Raw genomic sequence first — 21,074 nt, 5'->3', positions numbered from 1 at the left:
AACTCCAGCCTTCCCTCTTGCTTATAGTCCGAACGGATTGAGTGGACGACTGCCGTAATACGACAAGATACTTTTTGTTTCTGTGTACAGGTCAAGCGTCTCGATACAGAGTTCTCGACCGAAGCCCGATTGTTTATAGCCACCAAACGGTGTGCCCGGGAAGGCAGAGAACGGACAGTTGACCATGACGATGCCGGCTTTGATTTGATTCGCGACACGTGTCGCTTTCGCGCCATCTTTCGTCCAAACAGCTGAGCCGAGTCCAAACGATGTATCGTTTGCTAGACGAACCGCTTCTTTTTCATCTTTGAACGGCATGACGACGACGACCGGTCCGAAGATTTCTTCATTGACCGCTTTCATCTCGTGCGTGACGTCGGTAATGATCGTCGGTGCGTACCAGAATCCTTTTTCGTATCCTTCTGGTGCTGAAGCATGACCTCCTGTGACGATCGTTGCGCCGTCCGCTTTCGCCGACTGGACATATCCATCGATGACGTCGACTTGCTGTTGGTCGATGATCGCTCCAACGTGTGTCCCTTTATCGAATGGGTTACCGAGGACGAGTTGTTTTGTCTTCGCGACGAATTGTTCCATGAACGCTTCGTAGATCTCTTCGTGGACATACAGGCGCGAGCGCGCTTCACACGATTGACCGCTGTTATAGAAAATCCCGAACAACGAACCATCAACGGCTGCTGTCACGTCCGCGTCTTCAAAGACGATGTTCGGTGATTTCCCACCGAGTTCGAGTGTGACTCGTTTTAGCGTCTCGGACGCACGTCCCATGATGTCTTTTCCGACTGGCGTCGATCCCGTGAAGGCGACTTTATCGACGTGAGGATGCTCGACGAGATGGTTGCCGATCTCGCGTCCGGATCCCGGGATGACGTTGACGACACCTGCTGGTACGCCAGCCTCTAGACAAATCTCACCGAGAATGATTGCTGTCAACGGTGTCAATGTCGCTGGTTTGACGACGACCGAGCAACCGACTGCGATTGCTGGTGCGACTTTCCAAGCTGCCATCATCAACGGATAGTTCCACGGAATGATTTGTGCACAGACACCGACCGCTTCTTTTTCCGTGTAGTTATGGAATTGTCCCGGTACGTTATTGACGACACCACGGTGGCCGACGATCGCACCCGCATAGAACTCAAAGTCTTCAATCGCTTGCGTGACTTGCCCTTGCGCCGCTGCCAGTGATTTCCCCGTATCAAGAATCTCCAGTTCGACGATTTCGTTGAAGCGAGAACGCATGATGCTCGCAATCTTATTCAAGATTTGTGCCCGACGCCCGACCGGCCACATCTTCCACTTCCCGTGATTAAACGCATCGCGTGCCGCTTGAACGGCACGATCGGCGTCTTCCTTCGACGCTTTTGCGACTTCTGCGATCACTTCGCCCGTTGCCGGATTGTATGTTTTGAACGTCTCGCCTGTTGCACCCTCGACTTGTTCGCCGTTGATGAGCAAATGATAGACGGACCGTTTCATTTCAAGTGTTTTTTCATGTACTGTCGACATTGTATTCACTCCTGTTCCTGTTGATTGAAAATTGGTGATCGTTTTTCGAGAAATGCTTGCATGCCTTCTGTTTGATCGGCTGTCGCGAACAAGAGATAGAAGTTACGGCGTTCGTGCTCCATCCCATCTTGTAACGATAAATCGACGGCTTTGTTTGCCGCGTCCTTGATCAACCGCAACGCCATGCTCGGTTGGTTCGATAACCGCTCTGCCATTGCCAGCACCGTCGCTTCGACATCAGCCGTCACCCGGTTAATGATACCGAGTCGTTCCGCTTCCTCTGCCTTCATCCGGTCGCCGGTGAAGAGCCACTCGAGCGCCCGTGTCCGACCGATACATTTCGTTAAACGTTGCGTCCCCCCTGCTCCCGGCATGACGCCGAGTCCGACTTCCGGGAATCCAAACTGTGTCTCAGGATCGGCGTAGATTAAATCACAAGCGAGTGCCAGTTCAAAGCCGCCGCCAAGGACGAAACCGTGGACACCCGCGATGATCGGCTTTTTGATTCGACTGATCCGGTCCCAGTCCGCGAACGGATCGAGGAGTTCCATCGAGATCGGTGTCGCCTCGAGCATCTCCTCGATATCGGCGCCCGCTGAGAACGATTTTCCGTTTCCGGTCAAGACGATGACCGTCACCCGTTCGTCTCGGTCGAATGTCTCCATCGCCTCGACGATTTCCCGGACCATCGTTCGGTTCAGCGCATTGTATCGTGCCGTTCGGTCGAGTCGAATCCGACCGATCCGATCGACCATTTCCGTCTTAACGTACTGTTGTGTCGGCATGGACATCTTCACCAATCATCAATGTGACGAGATCCCCCGCAAAGCTCATCAAGTCTTTCCCAGACGCTTTTCCTTCGAGCGAACGCATGCCTGCTTGCATCGCTTCCTGACTTTCATAGACCATCTCGCACATCAAGTAGTACTTTCCGTCTCCGCCCATTGGTGAGCCGACGATTTTCGTGACATTCATTTCTTGCAGTCCTGGAATTTTTGCTGTCAATGGACCATGGACCTCAAAGTAGTGCTGATCGAATGCTTCCTTGTTTTCTGGGTGTTTGTACAGTGCGATTAATTTTGCCATCTTGATTACCTTCCTTCACATGAGAGTAGAGACGGGTTTCATCGCCTCGAATGGATTTTTACACGATTTACAGTAGAGAATACTTCGACATGCTGTCGGTCCGAATAAGTTTTCCATCGTCACGTACGTCGACCCACAGTACGGACAGTCAATCTCCCACTTCCCTTGCTCAAACCGAGGAGGAGCGATACCGAATGCCTTCAATCCTTGCATGCCTTGTTCCGTGATCCGGTCCGATGTCCACGGTGGATCAAACCGGAACTGGACGTTGACCTGTTCGACATTTGGAATCACCTGCAAGGCAGATTCGGTGTTTTTTTTAATGATTTCAAGCGCCGGGCAACCGAGGAACGTCGGGAGAAGCGTGACGCGCACCAGGTAACCATGCTCCGTCGCTTCCGCGTCCATCGTCTCGACCATGCCAAGATCTAAAATACTGACGCTATCAATTTCCGGATCCTTCACCCCGTTCAGGGCTTCCCGGATTGCATCCTGGAGTGTCGTCGTCATGCTTCCCTCTCCTTTCACCACGTCGCGGTCTGATCAATCAAGTAAACTTCTCCGAGTGTCGCAAGCGCGTCATTCAAATCTTCCGTATGATCGCCGTCCCGCCCGTTACGCGTCATCTGCATTTCCGGAAGCGTCACGTTCAATTCGACGAGTAACGGTGTGATCGTCTGATACCAACGATCCAGTAAAATGCCTTGCCCTTCGATCAACCGCATCTCTTCGATCAATTGACCGTGTTCGCCATAATCGAACATGTCACCGAAGTCATAGAGGACTTTTTCTAAGGCTGCATCCATCTTCTGTCGCGCCGTCTCCGTCGATTGATAAAGCTGGGTAAACCACGTTTGCCAGTGCAGCAAATGATAGTACAATTCCATGTTGATCTTGACGGCAGCCGTAGCGAGTGGCTCATAACTGCTCGACTTCAAAGCATCAATCCGGATCTTTTTCGCGACCGTGTAGCAATAGTTCCGTACGACGGCGAATGCCCAGTCATATTCAGGCTTCTCCATGTAGTAGCCAGGTCCGTTGACACGTTCGACGAGAATCGAATTCTTCCGTTCATGCGCTAGTCGGACATGAGCTAATGCATCAGCATTTCCTTCGCCGAGTTCTTCGAGGAGTTGGTAATACATCGCCGCGTGTCCCATTGAATCTTGCGCAATCGAAGACGAAGCGACGTCCTCTTCGATATGCGGTGCGAGTCCGAGCCATTCCGAACCACGATACGCGTAAAGGAAATCATCATCCGCGAGTTGATAGAGTAAGGAGGCGAGTGCCGTCCGTTCGTGTTCCGTCATTTGGAATCGCCTCCTTGCCAAGACATGATCTCTTTTTCATCGAGCATCTGTTGCTCGTAATGACGCCATTTTTTCTTCAAGTAGCCGTACCCTTTCGTCGTCCGGTAGTCCTTATTATCAAGGCGTTGTAACATCTGCTTCTCATCGGGTGATAAACCACGGATATCTTCGCGTTTGACGACCCAGATGTCGACGACCGGTTCCCGGCGCATGAAGTTTTCTTGCGCCATCAACAGTGCCATCTCCTTATTCGGAGCGAGCAAGCTGAATTGATGGGTGAACGCCGCGTTCGGCGTCCGTTTGCTAAAGACTTCGAATTCGTGATAAAACGTCTCATTCATCGTGCTTTCCCCTCTCATGCCTTCGTTTCAGCGAGTGCATCCCGTACCCAGGCGTTATTTTCATAAGATGTCCGGCGCAAGTCCAGTCGCTCTTTCGAACGTGGTCCTCCCCCTTGGATGATCGTCTTGAATTTTGTCCAGTCTGGCTGTGCATATTCCCACTGCCCTGTCTCTTCATCAAAACGTAACGTCGGATCCGGAATGACGAGTCCGAGTGAACGAATCCGTGGTACGTACTTCGTAAAGAAGTTTTGCCGTAACTCTTCATTCGTTTTCGTCCGAATCTTATAGGCGATCGTCACGTCCTGTTTCGATGTCCCGGTCGTCTCTTTCGAGGCTGGTCCAAAGAACATCAACAAGGATTCCCACCACTCATCCAGTGATTCCTGAATCATCGCCCGCTGTTCCGGTGTCCCTTCCGCGAGTGCCATGATGATCGACTCTCCGTGTTGCGCATGGAAGACCTCTTCCGCACAGATCCGTTGTAAAGCCCGTGCGTAAGGTCCATATGAAGCACCGAGCATGTTCGTCTGCGTGATGATCGCCGCGCCATCGACGAGCCAACCGATCACCCCGGCATCAGCCCATGACCGCGTCGGCATGTGGAAGACGTTGTGGAACTTCAATCGTCCTGTGAACAAATCATCCATCAAATCCCCGCGTGTCTTGCCATACGGTTTCATCAAATCCTCGACGACACGAAGCAACAGTTGTCCATGCCCCATCTCATCCTGGACCTTCGCCATGATGCCGAGCTTCCGGCGAAGTGATGGTGCTTTTGGAACCCATTCTTTTTCCGGAAGTGCACCCATGATTTCACTGATACCGTGCATCGAAATCAATTTAATCAGCGTGTCCCGGTAAAAAGCAGGCATCCAGTCATCGGCTTCGATTTTTTCACCTCGCTCGATCCGCTCCTTAAAGCGAGCCAATTTTTCCTCTTCCGTCAGTTGGACGGGTTCGAACAGTTGTGTTGCATCATACATGCTAGTTCCTCCTTTGAATCAGACGAGTGATGTCGAGCGTCGATCAACGATTCGAACGGCTTTCCCTTCCGATCGTGGTAACCCTTGATGCGGGTGACAGACGAGATCAATAGAAATGAGACATTCCGACTTGATGGCGTCACATATCGAACGCCTTTGTTGCTCCGAGATATTTTCGAATTCGATATGTAGCTCAACGGCATCGAGTCCCGCTTTACGCACGAGATGGATTTGATAATGTGGCGTCACGTCCGGTTGTTGGAGCAAGACTCGCTCGATTTCTGACGGAAAGACGTTGACCCCTCGGATGATCAGCATGTCGTCTGTCCGACCTTTGACACGTGACATCCGTGTCGTCGTCCGACCACAAGCACACGCCTCATGCGTGATCGATGCTAAGTCACCCGTCCGGTAGCGAATAATTGGAAGCGCTTTCTTTTTCAAGCTTGTAAAAACGAGTTCCCCGACCATGCCATCTGGTACCGGTTCCCCCGTAACGGGATCGATGACTTCCGTAATGAATAAGTCATCCATGATATGCAGACCTGCCTGCTCCTGACATTCCATCGCGACACCTGGTCCCATGATTTCACTGAGTCCATAAATATCGAATGCCTGTAGATCAAAGGTCTGTTCGAGTGTCTGACGCATCTCTTCCGACCAGGGTTCAGCTCCGAAGATGCCGTAACGCATGCTTGTCTTTCGTGGATCGATGCCCCGTTCGATCATGCGTTCTGCTAATCGCAAGATATAAGAAGGTGTCCCACAGATCCCATCCGGTCGGAAATCCTCGATCAATGTGATTTGGCGATCCGTATTGCCGCCGGAAATCGGCAAGATTGTCATACCTAGTTTTTCAGCACCTGCATGAAGACCGAGTCCACCTGTGAACAGTCCGTAGCCGTATGCATTGTGCAACAAGTCGGCTGATGATCCACCGGCTAAGACTAAGCTACGTGCCACGGCACCTGCCCAGTCGTCTAAATCTTCTTGCGTATACCCGACGACGGTCGGTTTACCACTCGTACCAGACGAGGCGTGAATTCGGGTGACCTGTTCTCGTTCGACGGCAAATAGCCCGAACGGATAATGATCGCGTAAATCTTGCTTGCATGTGAACGGAAATTTTCGTAGATCTTCGATCGTTTGAAAATCATGTGCCGTCATCTGCAATGTCTGCAGACGTTCTTGATAGAACGGGACGCGCGTGACGTGTTCCATCGTTTGACGTAATTGCTCCATCTGCAGCTGCTCCCGCGTTTGCGCATTCATCGTTTCGTGATGTTGATCGTACATACCTGCACCTCCTCATCATGTATACAATAATTAAACGGTCGTTTATTTTTAGTTATATGTTTAACGTACGATACGTTCACAATGTTGTCAATCTCGTTTTGTTAAATGCTCCCAAACGATTCTCACTTTATCACTTCAACGCACTTTATCAGTAAATCAATTAGCTTATAAAGCTATTTTTCATGATCGAGAGTCTTTTTTTGGAAAATATTTCTGAAATGATTTGCTCATTTTGTAACGGGTTGATAAAATATCGTGTGACAAGTGTTATACTATTTTTGGTAAGACCACTTGATTGAATGAGGATTCGTTGTAGTGAAGGGGGATCACGATGAAACCAGGTTTAGCTGTCGGGGATACAGCAGAGATTCAAGCGGTCGTCTCGCAAGATATGTTTGCACGGTTCGAAGGTCAATTGGTTCATCCAGCATACTCCACCGTTTCGATGGTCTACCATATGGAATGGGCAGCACGTCAACTCATCCTGCCTTACCTAGAGGCAGGCGAAGAAGGTGTCGGGGGCGCGGTTTCGTTGAAGCATCTTGGCATGGCAGCAGAAGGCGCACGATTGATCGTGACCGCTACAGTAACACGCGTCACAGCACGTCGCGTTGACGCTGACATCGAAGTCCGAGATGGACAATCGATCATCGGTACAGGAGAAGTGACACAATTCATTTTAGAAAAAAGCCGGATTCAAGAAAAATTGCAAGTGAATGCTCCAACAAAATGAAAGCGCTTACTTATATTTGATAGAGGAGGACTCTACTATGAACATGTTAAACCCATCTACGAATCCAACGCTCTCGATCATGGAAAAAATCGCGGGTCACGAACAAGTCGTCTTTTGCAACGATCCTGTCTCAGGGTTACAAGCGATCATCGCCATCCACGATACGACGCTCGGCCCCGCTCTCGGTGGTTGCCGCATGGCGCCTTACGCTTCTGTCGATGAGGCACTTGACGATGTCCTCCGCCTGTCGCGTGGCATGACGTATAAATGCGCTGCCGCTGATGTTGATTTTGGTGGCGGTAAAGCCGTCATCATCGGCAATCCGGCAACGGATAAATCACCAGAGCTTTTCCGCGCCTTCGGTCGTTTCGTTGATTCGCTCGGTGGACGTTTTTACACCGGAACGGACATGGGCACGACGATGGATGATTTCGTTCATGCTAGTCGGGAGACGTCACGGATCGTCGGCATTCCGGAAGCCTTTGGCGGAAGTGGCGATTCATCGATCCCGACGGCTGAAGGTGTCGTCTATGGACTGCGGGCGACGATCGAGATGTTATTCGGTTCGGACGACTTAAGTCGCGCGACTTATGCGATTCAAGGACTTGGAAAGGTCGGCTTCAAGGTTGCAGAACAACTGTTACTCGCCGGTGCGACGATTTATGTTTCAGACGTCAACGAAGCAGCGCTCGCAGCAATCGTGACCCAAGCTGAAATGGCTCCTGGCACGGTTCGCGTCGTCTCGCCTCACGAAATCCATTTAACAGACGCTGATATTTTCGTTCCATGTGCATACGGCGGTGTCATTCACGCTCAAAACATCGCGCTATTACCGTGCAAAGCCATCTGTGGTTCGGCGAACAATCAACTTGCAGATGAACAGCTCGCTCACGTCTTGATGGATCGCGGCATCTTGTATGCACCAGACTATATCGTCAACGGTGGTGGGTTGATCCAAGTTGCTGACGAACTGTACGGAGCAAATCATGAACGGGTTCTCCTGAAGACGCGTCACATCTATGACGCAGTGCTCGAAGTCTTCAAGGAGTCGCAAGCAGAGAACATCACGACGGTCGAAGCAGCGAACCGGATGTGTGAAAAACGGATGCAGATCCGGGCGAAACACAACAACATCTTTACGAATACGACAAAGCCAAAATGGGATATCCGTAACCACTGAAGGAGGGACTGACATGGAGCAACATTTTCCGATTCAACGCATCATCGATGAAGAAGGTCGTATCATCGACGCCTCAAAAGAACACGATCTGACGAAAGAGCTCGCCCTCACCCTATATGAACAGATGCATCGGATCCGGACGTTCGACCGGAAGGCGATCAACTTACAACGCCAAGGGCGCCTCGGCACTTATGCACCGTTCGAAGGACAAGAGGCAGCGCAAGTCGGTAGTGCACTGGCGTTGTCCGATCAGGACTGGTTATTCCCGACATACCGAGATCACGGTGCGACGTTGACGTTCGGTGCCGATATGGTGCGGATCCTCCTCTACTGGAACGGTCGCGTCGAAGGTTGCGTGCCGTCTGAGAAACACATCTTCCCTCCTGCCGTACCGATTGCGACGCAAATTCCGCATGCCGTCGGTGCCGCATGGGCAGAAAAACGAAAAGGTACGACGAACGTTGCGGTCGCCTACTTTGGTGACGGGGCGACGTCTGAAGGCGACTTCCACGAAGGAATGAACTTCGCGAGTGTCTTCCAAGCACCAGTCATTCTGTTCAACCAAAACAATCAATTCGCAATCTCTGTTCCAATCGAAAAACAGATGCATTCCGAAACGATCGCACAAAAAGCGATTGCCTACGGGATGCCAAGCGTCCGGATCGATGGGAACGATGCCTTTGCCGTCTATTTCACGATGCAAGCAGCCGTTGCGCGTGCCCGTTCTGGCGGTGGACCAACATTGATTGAAGCCGTCACATGGCGATTTGGTGCGCATACGACAGCAGACGATCCAACGAAATACCGTGATCAAGCCCGATCGCGTGACCGGGTCGATCCGCTTGATCGACTCGAACAGTTCTTAAAACATCAAGGCTACTTTGACGAAACCTGGATGCAACAGCTGCAGGAACGGCATCAGGCAGAAGTCGAAGCGGCAGTAGCTGCGATGGAGCAATTCAAGGCACCAGACGTCAATGACTTGTTCGACCATACGTACGCGACCTTACCGGTTGATGTCCAGCAACAAAAAGAAGCGTATCTGCTAGCAAGGGGGAAATGAGATGGCAACACCAATCAATCGTCAAACAGAAATGACACTCGTTCAAGCTGTCACGGATGCCCTGCGGACAAAATTGTCGGAGGATGAGACAACGCTCGTTCTTGGAGAAGACGTCGGAAAAAACGGTGGTGTCTTCCGAGCGACAGACGGCTTACAGGAAGAATTCGGGGAAGACCGGATCGTCGATACACCGCTTAGCGAAGCTGGCATCGTCGGTACGTCGATCGGTCTTGCCATCAATGGCTTTAAACCGATCGTCGAGATTCAATTTCTCGGCTTCATCTACCCTGCCTATGAACAAATCATGACGCACGTCTCCCGTATCCGGATGCGGACGATGGGACGGTACAGTGTGCCGATGGTCATCCGTGCGCCTTATGGTGCCGGCATCCGGGCACCGGAAATCCATTCCGACAGCACAGAAGCGCTCTTTACATCGATGCCTGGTCTCAAGGTTGTCTGCCCGGCAACACCATACGATGCAAAAGGGTTATTGATTGCTGCGATTGAAGATCCAGATCCCGTGTTGTTCCTTGAGTCGATGCGCAGTTATCGCTCATTCAAAGAAGTCGTACCGAGCGAATCGTATACCGTTGAGATTGGAAAAGCACGCTGCGTCAGCGAAGGAACAGACGTGACGTTAATTGCCTGGGGGGCAATGGTTCAAGTAGCTCAAAAGGCAGCAACGGCTGCACAGGAACGCGGCATTTCTTGCGAAGTACTCGACTTACGGACGCTCTATCCGCTCGACCGGGAAACGATCGCTGCTTCCGTTCAAAAGACAGGTCGTGCCGTCATCGTGCATGAAGCCGCAGCGATGGGTGGTCTCGGTAATGATCTCGTGACGTTGATCAACGATACGGCGTTTCTTTATTTACGGGCACCGATTGCCCGCGTGACCGGTTTTGATGTTCCCGTTCCGCTGTTCGCCCTCGAAGACCATTACATTCCGACGCCAGAACGTGTCCTTGCGACGATTCAGCGTACGGTCGAGTTTTAAGGAGCTGAATGCCATGATCGAAGTTAAATTACATGATGTCGGTGAAGGGATGACAGAAGGTGAAATCGCCCATTACCTCGTTCAAGTCGGAGACCATGTCACGACGGATCAACCGGTCGTCGAGGTCGCGACCGATAAGATGGTCGCCGAACTACCGGCTCCCGTTTCCGGAATCGTCAAGGAAATCATCATCCCGGTCGGTCAGACGGTACAAGTCGGTACGACGTTATTGCACATCGAAGCAAGTAACGCTTCCGACATGCCGGTCGCGGTAACACCTGAAGCGTCGCCTGCTCCTGAACCAGCATCGGTTGCTGTCACCGCCCCACCTGTTCAAATTTCTCCAGCAAAACGTGTCCTTGCGACACCGTATACGCGAAAAATCGCCCGTGATCACGGGATTGATATCGAAGCTGTCACGGCTTCCGATCCATCAGGTCGAGTCTCGGAGGACGATGTGCTCCGCTTCGTCCAGGCTGCTACTGCTCCGCAAGAGACAGCTGCGCTGATTATTGAAGAGGTCACGTACCAAGAAACAACAGCGGAAACGATTCCGTTCCGCGGCATTCGCAAGCAAATCGCGAAAAAGATGACCCAGTCGCTGTACACGATTCCCCATGTCACTCACTTCGAGGAAGTCGACATGACGCGTTTACTCGCACTACGTGCCGAATGGAAAGCAGCTGGACGAAACATCAACGTCAACGCCTTCTTCATTAAAGCCTTGATTGTTGCCTTAAAAGAGTATCCTGTCTTTCATGCCAAACTCGATGAAGCAAATGCATGTATTCGATTAGAGCAGGATTTCCACTTTGGCATGGCAACCGAAACACCGGACGGGTTGATGGTTCCGGTCATCCGTCATGCCGATCAGCTCTCACTGACGGAACTGCATGAACAATTGGTCGCGTTGCAACAACGTGCTCAAAACGGTGCCTTGCGCGCAGCGGATTTAAAAACAAGCACTTTTACGATGAGTAATGTGGGTCCGCTCGGCAGTACGGGAGCAACACCGATCATCAACTATCCGGAGACAGCACTGATTGCCTTCCATAAGACGAAAAAACGAGCCTGTGTCGACGAGAACGATCAAATCGTCGTTCGCTCGATGATGAATTTGTCGATGTCGTTCGATCATCGTGTCGCAGACGGGGCAACGGCTGTTGCCTTTACGAACCGATTCGTGTCACTGATTGAACATCCGACTACCCTACTTCTGGAGTTGATCTAACATGGTTGTTGGCGAACTTACACAAGAACGGGATCTTCTGATCATCGGTGGAGGTCCCGCAGGTTATACGGCAGCGATCCGTGCTGCACAAGGCGGTCGAAACGTTACATTGATTGAACAAGCTGAACTCGGTGGACTTTGTCTGAACCGAGGCTGTATCCCGTCCAAGGTCTATGCGCATGCGGCAGAAGAGATGTTACGCTTGCCGCATCTTGAAGACCTTGGATTCACCGCCCCTGCTGTCCATGATTTCAGTAAACTGAATGCTTACCGGAATCGTGTCGTGCAACAATTACGTCAAGGAGTGGTCGCCCTCTGTCAGGCGAACCAGATTGAGCATATCTCTGGTGCAGCCTCCTTCCTGTCAGAGGACCGGATCGGCGTCGAGTCGGGACATCAGTTCGATACGTACCGGTTCCAGGACGTCATCATTGCGACCGGCAGTCACAGCATCCAGCACGAGGAATCGTGCCGCTTGAATGCCGAACAGCTTTATCAACTCGAGCAACTACCAGAGAGCTTATTGATCATTGGATCTGACACGCTAGCACTCGAAGCGGCCGCCTGTTTTCATGCACTTGGGACAGAGGTGACGTTGTTCGCGGATCAATTGTCACTCGAGCCAAGCCTTGAAAAGGAACTGAAGCGGACATTCAAAAAACAAAAAATCCGTCTCGTGTCGGATGTCGTGACACGTATCGAGGCTTCATCGGACGCGACCGTAACCGTCATGAAAAACGGAGAAGAAGTCGCCTATCAGGGTGCCTATCTGTTCCAGTCTCTTTCCCGGATCCCGAACAGTTTGACACTCGGTCTCGAACGAATTGGTGTGACGCTTGCAGAAGACGGAACGATTTCAGTTGACGCAACTGGACGAACGAATCAACCCCACATTTACGCAATTGGTGATGTCACACCAGGTCCACAGCTCGCCATCCGTGCGATTCATGAAGCGAAGCGGACGGCAGCGCATCTGTCCGGTCAAGACGTCGATTCAACGACACCGTATTATCCGACAGTTCTACGGACCTTCCCACCGATCGCTTCGGTCGGGATGACAGAACAAGAAGCAGTCGAAGCCGGACATGCTGTTCAGAGCGGACAATTCCCACTGAATGCAAACGGAGCGACGACGATTGAAGGTGGCAGTGGGTTCGTCAAGGTCATCGCTGATGAGCAAACATCACTGATCCTTGGTATTCACATGATCGGGGACGATGCTCATCGTCTCGTCGGACAATTCACCCAAGCGCTGGAACTGACAGCAAAACGGGAGGATCTTCTCTTCCCTGTCATGGCCCATCCGAGTCGAAGCGAAGCCTTGACGGAATCGATGGAAGCCTTATTTGGTCAATCGATCCATCTTCCACCGCGGCAACAAGTCGGTTCGCGCGCGTAATCCAAAAGAGGTGCCTCTGCGTCAGAAGCACCTCTTTTGGATTCATCACTTCATTTCGCGTAGAAAGGAAAACAAGTCATGGAACTGTACTTCACTCGTTTGCACTGGAATACGCATACGTTTCCGGTCGCTGCTACAGCAGATGGTCTCTGTTATGTTGGCGCTTGGGATGAACCGGAGGATTTATTCGACGACTGGTCGCGGAAACACTTCCCCCGAGCCGATCTGATTGCTTCTGATACCGCGCTTGTTCTGTATACGGAGCAGCTACTAGCTTATCTAAATCAACAGTCGACGACACTGTCCTTTCCAATCGCTCCAGTCGGTACCCCGTTTCAACTTGAAGTCTGGCATGCTTTACGCGCGGTACCGTACGGTCAAACCGCCACCTACTCCGATATCGCGGAACGTCTCTTCCGGCCGAACGCGACTCGCGCAATTGGCACAGCAATCGGGAAAAATCGATTACTGCTTGCGATCCCATGTCACCGGATCATTGGCAAAAAAGGCGATCTGCTCGGCTATCATGGCGGTCTGAATATGAAGCGGACACTACTCGCGCTCGAGCAACGCCTCTGATTCTCGTCCCTCTTCGCTGAAAGATAGAGCGAACAGAATCCCGAACGGGTCGCGGACTTGCGCATACCAACCTCCAAAGTCTGCTACCGCAAGGGGTGTGACGATTTGACCGTCTGTCGTTAATTGCAGATACACTTGCTCGAGCTCTTCAAGCGACGTAAAAGTCAACAACAGATGGAGCGAAGAAGAGGTATTCGGTGCGTCACTCTCGTCCCAGAGCATCAATTCAAACGCCCCATTGGATAAATGCGCGTGGTAGACGGTATCTCCTGCTTCATCCATTATGATACGCCGACGTGTCATCGCAAATACGTTTTCGTAGTACACGATCGCCTGCTTGGCTTGTCCCGCAAAAACGAGACAAGGAGTAGCGGCATACTGCATGAAAAGTCCTCCTTTCATTATGCTTTAGTATTACCTTTCGCACTTTTCTTCCGATTTCCTTCTATACACAAAAAGCCCCACTTTCCTGTCTAACCGGACACGGAAAGTGGGGCTTCTTCTTCAAATCCATTAAGACACTACACCAAAGCGATAAGCTGTTTTCCAGTGATAGGTCTCACCGGGTGACAACAAGATTGATGGAAAATCAGATTCATGGACTGCATTCGGATGCACTTGTGCTTCAAGGCATAAACCAAGTGATGGTCGAGCAGGAACACCGTGAACCGTATAATCGGTCAGTAGTTGCGTTCCCGTATAGAGCACGACCGCCGGCTGATTCGTTGTCACGTCGACGAAACGACCGGACACCGGATCTTCAAGTCGAAGTGTGTCATCCCGCAATACAAAGGGATGATCATAGCCGTTTCCAACAGCAATCGTCTCGGGATGCTCCGGCGTAATCCCGTCACGAATCGACTGACCGTTACGGAAATCAAACGGAGTTCCGGAGACATCCCGCTGTTCCCCTGTCGGTAAGCCGTCTGGCTGGACCGGTAAGTAGCAGTCGCTTGGTAACGTCAAAACGTGATCTAACACATCCCGCTTCGCATTTCCCGATAAGTTGAAGTACGTATGATTCGTTAGATTGAGTGGTGTCGTCTGATCCGTCACGGCCGTCATCTCAAGCGTCAATGTTGTTCCCTCTAATCGATAATGCACGTCGAGTGTGACCGTTCCCGGATACCCTTCTTCTCCATCCGGACTGTTCAAACGCAAATGAAACAACGTATCCGTCGCTTCGATGACATCGAACCATGCTTGATCGAATCCGTGAATCCCACCATGCAGATGATTCGCACCGTCGTTTGCGACGAGCGGATAGACCTCTTCCGCTACTTCGAAGCGTGCCTGTCCGATTCGACCAGCGACGCGTCCGACGATTGCCCCGAAGTAAGGCGAGTGCTGTTGATACTCTTCTACCGTCTCAAGACCTAAGACGACGCTTTCCAAATGACCTTCCCGATCGGTCGTCCGGATATCTTGGATGATGCCGCCGTAGTTCCAGAGTGTCACTTCGATGCCTTCCTGACGTAACGTATGTCGGATCAACTCTTTCTCAAGTAGTCGTGTCATCGTTGTTCCTCCACCGGTTGGCGCGTCACGAGTTGAACAAATCGCCCGAACGCCGCCTGACCTTCTTCCGTCTGTTTAAAGACGCCACAGTCCTCGAGACCACGTACGAATTTCGCAGCGACCGCTTGCTCGACGTACATCGTGACATCTTGACGGTCATACGCTTGTTTTAGTTCCTCTGCCCAGTCAGCATGCGCGACAGCTACTTCGTCGACTTCACCTGTGATGAACTGTTCGACCTGTTGCAACTCTTGGAGCAGGCGTGCCGGTAAGACTGCCAGTCCCATCACTTCGATCAAACCGATATTTTCCCGTTTGATGTGATGAATATCGGCATGCGTATGGAAAATACCGTCCGGATGTTCTGCTGACGTCCGGTTGTTCCGTAAGACGAGATCGAGCTCGAATTGTCCATCACGTCGACGGGCGATCGGCGTCACCGTATTGTGTCGCGTCTCACCGGTATGTGAACGGATCTCTTGACTCTCATCCGTATACGTCAACCACGTCTCATAAACGGTCGTCGCAGCATCGAGTAGTGCCGACGCATCTTCACTCTTCAGACGCAACACACTCAGTGGCCAGTGTAAGGTTTCACCAGTGACTGTCGGCTGATCCGGGAACATAAAAGATGCTAAAGCGTTTGCTCGGTCCATCGCAAACGTATAACGACCGCCCTGATAATGATCATGCGTTAGAATCGATCCGCCGACGATCGGCAGGTCTGCATTCGAACCAGCAAAGTAATGCGGGAACTGCTCGACGAAAGCGAGCAAGCGTGCAAAGGCATCCCGATTGATGACCATGTCACGATGTTCCTGTGACAAGATGATGCTATGTTCGTTGTAATAGACGTATGGTGAATACTGCAATGCCCACGATTCTTCCGTCAGTGTCAACGGAACAATCCGGTGATTCGCACGAGCTGGATGATTCGCACGGCCCGCGTAGCCGACGTTTTCAACACACAACAGACACGTTGGATAGTTCGACGCCGTTGGTGCCTCCGTCCGAGCTGCTGCGATTTCACGTGGATCTTTTTCCGGCTTCGATAAGTTGATTGTGACATCAATCGTCCCATAAGCCGTCTCTGCTTGATAGCGTTTATTCTTAGCAATCCGTTTTGTTTGAATGTAATTGCTCGCTTGGCTCAGTTGATAGAAGTAATCCGTTGCCGCTACCGGTGATTCAGCGTACAGACGACGGAATGCCGCCGTCACGTCAGACGGACGCGCGACGAAGATATCCATCACATCTGCTGCGAACTGTTCTTTGTCTTCGAGACGCGCTGGCAACTGCCCACTTGCAATCAACACTTCAATCATCTCATCCAAGATATCTGGAATCGGGCGAGATGATACGTCGGTCATTTCTTCAAAGTCAGCTTGACCGACTCGTGCTAGAATCCGGTTTCGAGCGTAGATCGCATCTTCCGGTTCAATCAAGCGCTCCTGGATTGCTTGCGCTACTAACTGTTGGATGAGTTCATTCATCGCCGTCACTCTCCTCATTCTATCTCTCTTTAACGAACGCTCGTCCGGTACCCTTCTGGATGATGTGCATGCCAGTTCCAAGCATCACGAATGATTGTTTCGATGTCGGTGCGTTGTGGCGTCCAGCCGAGGACGTCTTTTGCTTTGGCAGATCCGGCGATCAAGATACTCGGATCCCCTGCACGACGTTCAATGATCCGTTCTGGAATTGGATGTCCCGTCACGCGGCGGGCTGCTTCGATGATTTCTCTCACGGAAAACCCTTGGCTTGAACCGAGGTTAAAGACCGTACTCTCGTTTCCATCAGCCAAATAATCAAGTGCCCGCACATGTGCGTCAATTAAGTCCTCGACATGGATGTAATCACGAATGCATGTGCCATCCGGCGTTGGATAATCATCGCCATAGATCGAAATTTCTGCACGTTGTCGGTTGGCGACTTCAAGGACGAGCGGAATCAAATGTGTTTCTGGTGTATGGTCTTCTCCGATTTCCCCCGTTGTACGCGCACCGGCGACATTGAAGTAACGTAACGCAACGTAACGTAAGCCATACGCTTGTTCAGACCATCGCATCATCTTCTCCATCATCAACTTTGTCTCGCCATATGCATTCGTTGGACGCGTTTCCGCTGTTTCGAGAATCGGCATCTGTTCCTGTTCACCGTATGTCGCTGCCGTCGAAGAGAAGACGATTTGTTTGATGTCGTGAGCAATCATCGCTTCGAGCAACACTTGTGTCCCGTAAACGTTGTTATCAAAGTAGCGTAATGGTTCCGTCATCGACTCGCCGACAAGTGAGAAGGCTGCGAAATGAACGACTTGTTCAATCGTCTCTTCCGTAAAGACACGATCGAGAAATGCACGATCGCGTATGTCTCCTTCATATAGACGCGCTTGCGGATGAACCGCTTCACGATGTCCGGACTGCAGATGGTCGATGACGACGACATCCTTTCCGGCATCAATCAATTGATAGACGGCATGAGAGCCGATATAACCAGCTCCACCTACGACTAACGTTGCCATTTAGATGACCTCCCGTTCGATTTCACGTGCTCCGTCCCCGACCGTCGCCGTATAGAACGTCGCCGGGTATCCGATCCGTGCTTCATAGTGTTCGCCGACAGCTTGTTTGAACGCGTCGACTGCTTCGTCTTCAACGATTGCAATCGCACAGCCACCAAAACCAGCACCTGTCATCCGCGCGCCGAGCACGCCCGGTTGTTCCCAAGCGGCTTCGACGAGTGTATCGAGTTCAATCCCTGTCACTTCATAATCTTCCCGTAACGAGACGTGTGAAGCGTTCATCAACTGACCGAACGTCGTCAGTTCTCCCGCTTCAAGTGCTGCTAATGCCTGAAGTGTTCGTTCATTCTCTGAAATCGCATGGCGTGCGCGACGCATCAAGATTTCGTCTTCCCATGCTACTTTTGCGAATTCTGACGTCGTCCATTGTCCGAGTGCTTCCCGTGGCGTGAATTGATTGAGATAAGCAAGTGCTGCTTCACACTCTGCACGGCGTTCATTGTATTTTGAATCCGCTAGTTCACGGCGTTTGTTCGTATTCATGATGATGATCGTATATCCTGTCAAATCGAGTGGGGCATACGTATAATCGAGCGTCTCACAATCGAGCAACAATCCCGCTCCTGCTTTTCCCATACCGATCGCAAATTGATCCATGATGCCACTGTTGACGCCAATATAACGGTTTTCGACTTGTTGACCGAACCGGACGAGATCAAGACGTGGAATCTCTAATCCGTATAATCGATCGAGCAAGACACCAATGACGAGTTCAAGCGAAGCCGATGATGAAAGACCTGCCCCGTTCGGGATGTCACCTTGAATCAGGATGTCACATCCCGTATCGATTCGGTATCCTGCTTCCTGTAAGACTGTAATCATACCCTTCGCATAGTTCGCCCAACCGTGCGTCGCGTCATACGCAAGTTCGTCGAGCGCGACTTCGATGATGCCGTCTTGCTCGAAATTCAGTGAGTAGAAGCGGAAGCGTTGATTGTCTCGTTTTCGTGCGATTGCATGCGTACCGAACGTCAACGCACATGGAAAGACGTGACCGCCATTGTAATCCGTATGTTCGCCGATTAAGTTGATCCGTCCTGGTGCAAAGAAGCGATGCGTCGACGGTAAGCCAAACCGCTGTTCAAATTGTTCTTCTAACGTCTGGTCTGTCATACGATCGTCTCCTTTGATTCGAGTAGTGAGAGCGCACGGTGGACTGGCTGAATCCGCAAGCAGCGGGCTTCATAGTCCGTCGTGTATGAGAATGTCAAGCCTTGCTGCATCAAGTAAGCGCCGCTTAACGTCCGGTCCTCGACTTGATAACGCATTGCTGGGTCGAGTCCTTTTAGCTTGAAGTGATACTGATGTGTTCCGTATTGTCGAAGTGGCGCGATCGCAAGTAGGACCGTTTCTTCTTCTGATGTATACTGCATGACGCTTGGCGTCTGTTGTGTAAAAGCAGATAAGCGATACTGGATACCGCGTTGAATCGTCGGACGAATCGCTTGATATGTCTCGATCCAGCCTTTTGCTTCCGCAAGTTCATCCGTTGACCATTCGCTTAAGTTACCACCAATGCCGAGTGTGCCTTGCATCGAGGAGACAAAGCGTGTTGCAAGCGGTACGTTGCGTCCATTTAACCAGTTCGGTCCGTCCGTCACCCAACAGCTCATCATTTTCGCATTGTAGGCATACGAGAAGTCGTACTGAATTTGTAAGCGATCGAGTGGATCGGTGTTATCACTCGTCCAGACTTGTTCCGTCCGTGAGAGGATTCCAAGGTCAATCCGTCCGCCACCACCTGCACAGGCTTCAAAGTCGACCGTCGGATGCAAGCGACGTAATTCGTCAAAGATTCGGTACAACGCATCGACGTGACGTTTCCATAATTCCTGTTGGCGATCCGTCTGGTCTTTTGGAACACCTGGTTCTGAAAAGGCGCGGTTCATGTCCCATTTGATGTAGTCGATCGCGTGACGTGTCAGCAAGTCGTCCATCATCTCGAGAATGAATTGCTCGACTTCTGGTAATCCGAGGTTTAAGACGTATTGATTCCGAGACGTCGTCCGGACTGCATCGCGCGCATGGTAAATCCAGTCTGGATGCGCCCGGTATAGATCAGAATCCGGATTGACCATCTCCGGTTCGACCCACAGACCGAATTGTAACCCTTGTTGTTTCACATACGAGATCAAAGGCTGAAGACCGTTCGGGAACTTTTCTCGATTGACATGCCAGTCACCGAGTCCCGCTTGATCGGTATGGCGTTCACCGAACCACCCGTCATCGACGACGAACAGTTCACAGCCGATTCCTGCTGCCAGATCAACGAGTTCACGTTGACCAGATTCCGTGACATCGAAATACGTCGCTTCCCATGAGTTATAAAGAACCGGACGATCGGTCGCACGTGGCATGATGACGTCACGCTGAAAGGCATGCGCATGGGCGCTCATATCCGCGAAACCGTCCGCATAGCCGATGTAGAACGTTGGTGTCGTCAACTGTTGTTGATGTGATAGTTTCCAACTGAAGTCAAACGGATTCATGCCACCTGATAGCTGAACGAAACCGAACGCATCTTGTTCGACGTGAATCGCCCAGTTACCGGAATAAGCAAAATGTCCGTAGACGACTTCACCGCCATCTTCTGTCGCATCCTGTTCAAGTGCGAACCAAGGGTTCGCTTGGTGACTTGTCACTCCACGTCGACTTTCAATCGTCTGGCGCCCTGGTGTCACTGGTGTGATCTGTTTCTTGAACTCACCTGTCCACATGCCAGCGAAGTGATGCAGTTTTAAATTCGGTTGATGCCAGCGTCCCATCGCAAAGGACTGGGCTGCTGTTAAACGAACAGGTAATCGACCTGTGTTTTCAACGACAATCGAACGACCGATGATGTCGTAATCAGCGAACACTTCGTACTGAACCCCGACACGCATCTCCTGCAAGGGATCAAACAGCCAGAGTGTCAATTTCGTTTCCGTCTGTTCGGAGCGCTCAAACTGGAACTGGTGAATCCGCTGTCCATCCTCTCGTTCCGATTTCAAAGTTGGCTCCGTATACAACATCTCGCCGAATGGTACGAAATCGTACGTCGCGACGCCGTCTGGTGATTCAAACGAACTGTGCGCGACGACTGGACTCGGTAACGCTTCATAATCATCCCGGTATGGTAACTTGGCACCGAAATAGGTGTGAATCAGCTTACCGTTCGCACCGACCGTCACGACGTGAGCGACCCGTTTCCCTTCGACGACGAAACGACGTCCTGCTACTTCAAAGATTGCCATGGTTCTCT

At 51.3% G+C, this 21,074-nt stretch carries 21 protein-coding genes; 7 read left to right on the top strand and 14 right to left on the bottom strand.

The features are described from left to right. Positions 1 to 21: 21 nt before the first annotated feature. From NOM72_RS12725 to NOM72_RS12690, 8 genes are read right to left on the bottom strand one after another with little or no spacing between them, the layout of a single operon-like run. Positions 22 to 1,530 carry an aldehyde dehydrogenase family protein gene (locus tag NOM72_RS12725; RefSeq protein WP_255999284.1) on the bottom strand — a complete coding sequence of 503 codons (1,509 nt, stop codon included), beginning with the start codon at positions 1,528 to 1,530 and terminating at the stop codon, positions 22 to 24. Positions 1,531 to 1,535: 5 nt separating this feature from the next. Further along, positions 1,536 to 2,315, bottom strand: coding sequence for an enoyl-CoA hydratase/isomerase family protein (locus NOM72_RS12720; RefSeq protein WP_023466997.1), 780 nt, complete (start codon positions 2,313 to 2,315; stop codon positions 1,536 to 1,538). Then, complete coding sequence (locus NOM72_RS12715; protein ID WP_023466996.1) at positions 2,293 to 2,616, bottom strand: EthD family reductase; 324 nt, start codon at positions 2,614 to 2,616, stop codon at positions 2,293 to 2,295. The genes NOM72_RS12720 and NOM72_RS12715 overlap by 23 nt, the downstream gene beginning before the upstream one ends. A gap of 15 nt (positions 2,617 to 2,631) precedes the next feature. Then, positions 2,632 to 3,126 carry a 1,2-phenylacetyl-CoA epoxidase subunit PaaD gene (gene paaD / locus NOM72_RS12710; protein WP_023466995.1) on the bottom strand — a complete coding sequence of 165 codons (495 nt, stop codon included), beginning with the start codon at positions 3,124 to 3,126 and terminating at the stop codon, positions 2,632 to 2,634. Positions 3,127 to 3,140: 14 nt separating this feature from the next. Further along, a complete protein-coding gene (gene paaC, locus NOM72_RS12705; protein ID WP_214748542.1) occupies positions 3,141 to 3,926 on the bottom strand; it encodes a 1,2-phenylacetyl-CoA epoxidase subunit PaaC in 786 nt (261 codons plus the stop codon). After that, positions 3,923 to 4,267, bottom strand: a complete 345-nt coding sequence (gene paaB / locus NOM72_RS12700) for a 1,2-phenylacetyl-CoA epoxidase subunit PaaB (protein ID WP_023466991.1) — start codon at positions 4,265 to 4,267, stop codon at positions 3,923 to 3,925. The genes paaC and paaB overlap by 4 nt, the downstream gene beginning before the upstream one ends. 14 nt (positions 4,268 to 4,281) lie before the next feature. Next, positions 4,282 to 5,253, bottom strand: coding sequence for a 1,2-phenylacetyl-CoA epoxidase subunit PaaA (gene paaA, locus NOM72_RS12695; protein ID WP_133208338.1), 972 nt, complete (start codon positions 5,251 to 5,253; stop codon positions 4,282 to 4,284). 18 nt (positions 5,254 to 5,271) lie between these two features. Next, complete coding sequence (locus NOM72_RS12690; protein ID WP_255999283.1) at positions 5,272 to 6,549, bottom strand: phenylacetate--CoA ligase family protein; 1,278 nt, start codon at positions 6,547 to 6,549, stop codon at positions 5,272 to 5,274. Between the two features lie 331 nt (positions 6,550 to 6,880). On the opposite strand from NOM72_RS12690, the gene NOM72_RS12685 reads away from it, so the two are divergent. The 7 genes from NOM72_RS12685 (at position 6,881) to NOM72_RS12655 (ending at position 13,734) form a co-directional block, all read left to right on the top strand. Continuing rightward, positions 6,881 to 7,282 carry a thioesterase family protein gene (locus NOM72_RS12685; protein ID WP_075642678.1) on the top strand — a complete coding sequence of 134 codons (402 nt, stop codon included), beginning with the start codon at positions 6,881 to 6,883 and terminating at the stop codon, positions 7,280 to 7,282. 37 nt (positions 7,283 to 7,319) lie between these two features. Next, positions 7,320 to 8,462: a Glu/Leu/Phe/Val family dehydrogenase gene (locus NOM72_RS12680; RefSeq protein ID WP_050678955.1), complete on the top strand. Its 1,143-nt coding sequence runs from the start codon at positions 7,320 to 7,322 to the stop codon at positions 8,460 to 8,462. A 13-nt stretch (positions 8,463 to 8,475) separates the two neighbouring features. Next, complete coding sequence (pdhA, locus tag NOM72_RS12675) at positions 8,476 to 9,525, top strand: pyruvate dehydrogenase (acetyl-transferring) E1 component subunit alpha (RefSeq protein ID WP_255999282.1); 1,050 nt, start codon at positions 8,476 to 8,478, stop codon at positions 9,523 to 9,525. 1 nt (position 9,526) lies between these two features. Further along, positions 9,527 to 10,525 carry an alpha-ketoacid dehydrogenase subunit beta gene (locus tag NOM72_RS12670; protein WP_058265564.1) on the top strand — a complete coding sequence of 333 codons (999 nt, stop codon included), beginning with the start codon at positions 9,527 to 9,529 and terminating at the stop codon, positions 10,523 to 10,525. Positions 10,526 to 10,538: 13 nt separating this feature from the next. Continuing rightward, positions 10,539 to 11,756: a dihydrolipoamide acetyltransferase family protein gene (locus tag NOM72_RS12665; protein WP_255999281.1), complete on the top strand. Its 1,218-nt coding sequence runs from the start codon at positions 10,539 to 10,541 to the stop codon at positions 11,754 to 11,756. 1 nt (position 11,757) lies between these two features. Then, entirely contained in the window at positions 11,758 to 13,155 is a 1,398-nt protein-coding gene (locus NOM72_RS12660; protein WP_064300600.1) for a dihydrolipoyl dehydrogenase family protein, read from the top strand. Between the two features lie 78 nt (positions 13,156 to 13,233). Then, positions 13,234 to 13,734 carry a methylated-DNA--[protein]-cysteine S-methyltransferase gene (locus NOM72_RS12655; RefSeq protein WP_255999280.1) on the top strand — a complete coding sequence of 167 codons (501 nt, stop codon included), beginning with the start codon at positions 13,234 to 13,236 and terminating at the stop codon, positions 13,732 to 13,734. On the opposite strand, the gene NOM72_RS12650 is transcribed toward NOM72_RS12655, so the two are convergent. The 6 genes from NOM72_RS12650 to NOM72_RS12625 form a co-directional block, all read right to left on the bottom strand. Then, the gene (locus NOM72_RS12650) at positions 13,708 to 14,118 is read right to left on the bottom strand and encodes a VOC family protein (RefSeq protein ID WP_255999279.1); all 411 of its coding nucleotides are present in this window, start codon (positions 14,116 to 14,118) and stop codon (positions 13,708 to 13,710) included. The genes NOM72_RS12655 and NOM72_RS12650 overlap by 27 nt on opposite strands. 129 nt (positions 14,119 to 14,247) lie before the next feature. Beyond that, positions 14,248 to 15,252, bottom strand: a complete 1,005-nt coding sequence (locus tag NOM72_RS12645) for an aldose epimerase family protein (protein WP_255999278.1) — start codon at positions 15,250 to 15,252, stop codon at positions 14,248 to 14,250. Continuing rightward, complete coding sequence (locus tag NOM72_RS12640) at positions 15,249 to 16,745, bottom strand: UDP-glucose--hexose-1-phosphate uridylyltransferase (protein WP_255999277.1); 1,497 nt, start codon at positions 16,743 to 16,745, stop codon at positions 15,249 to 15,251. The genes NOM72_RS12645 and NOM72_RS12640 overlap by 4 nt, the downstream gene beginning before the upstream one ends. A gap of 29 nt (positions 16,746 to 16,774) precedes the next feature. Continuing rightward, positions 16,775 to 17,773 carry a UDP-glucose 4-epimerase GalE gene (gene galE / locus NOM72_RS12635; protein WP_255999276.1) on the bottom strand — a complete coding sequence of 333 codons (999 nt, stop codon included), beginning with the start codon at positions 17,771 to 17,773 and terminating at the stop codon, positions 16,775 to 16,777. Beyond that, positions 17,774 to 18,946 carry a galactokinase gene (locus tag NOM72_RS12630; protein WP_255999275.1) on the bottom strand — a complete coding sequence of 391 codons (1,173 nt, stop codon included), beginning with the start codon at positions 18,944 to 18,946 and terminating at the stop codon, positions 17,774 to 17,776. Then, complete coding sequence (locus tag NOM72_RS12625) at positions 18,943 to 21,066, bottom strand: alpha-galactosidase (protein WP_255999274.1); 2,124 nt, start codon at positions 21,064 to 21,066, stop codon at positions 18,943 to 18,945. Before NOM72_RS12625 ends, NOM72_RS12630 begins: the two co-directional genes overlap by 4 nt. Between the last annotated feature and the right edge of the window lie 8 nt (positions 21,067 to 21,074).

It is taken from the genome of Exiguobacterium sp. LL15, from assembly GCF_024436095.1.
GTDB lineage: Bacteria > Bacillota > Bacilli > Exiguobacteriales > Exiguobacteriaceae > Exiguobacterium_A > Exiguobacterium_A indicum.
The sequence above is the reverse complement of the archived record's forward strand: the minus strand, read 5'-3'. Positions and strand labels throughout refer to the sequence as shown.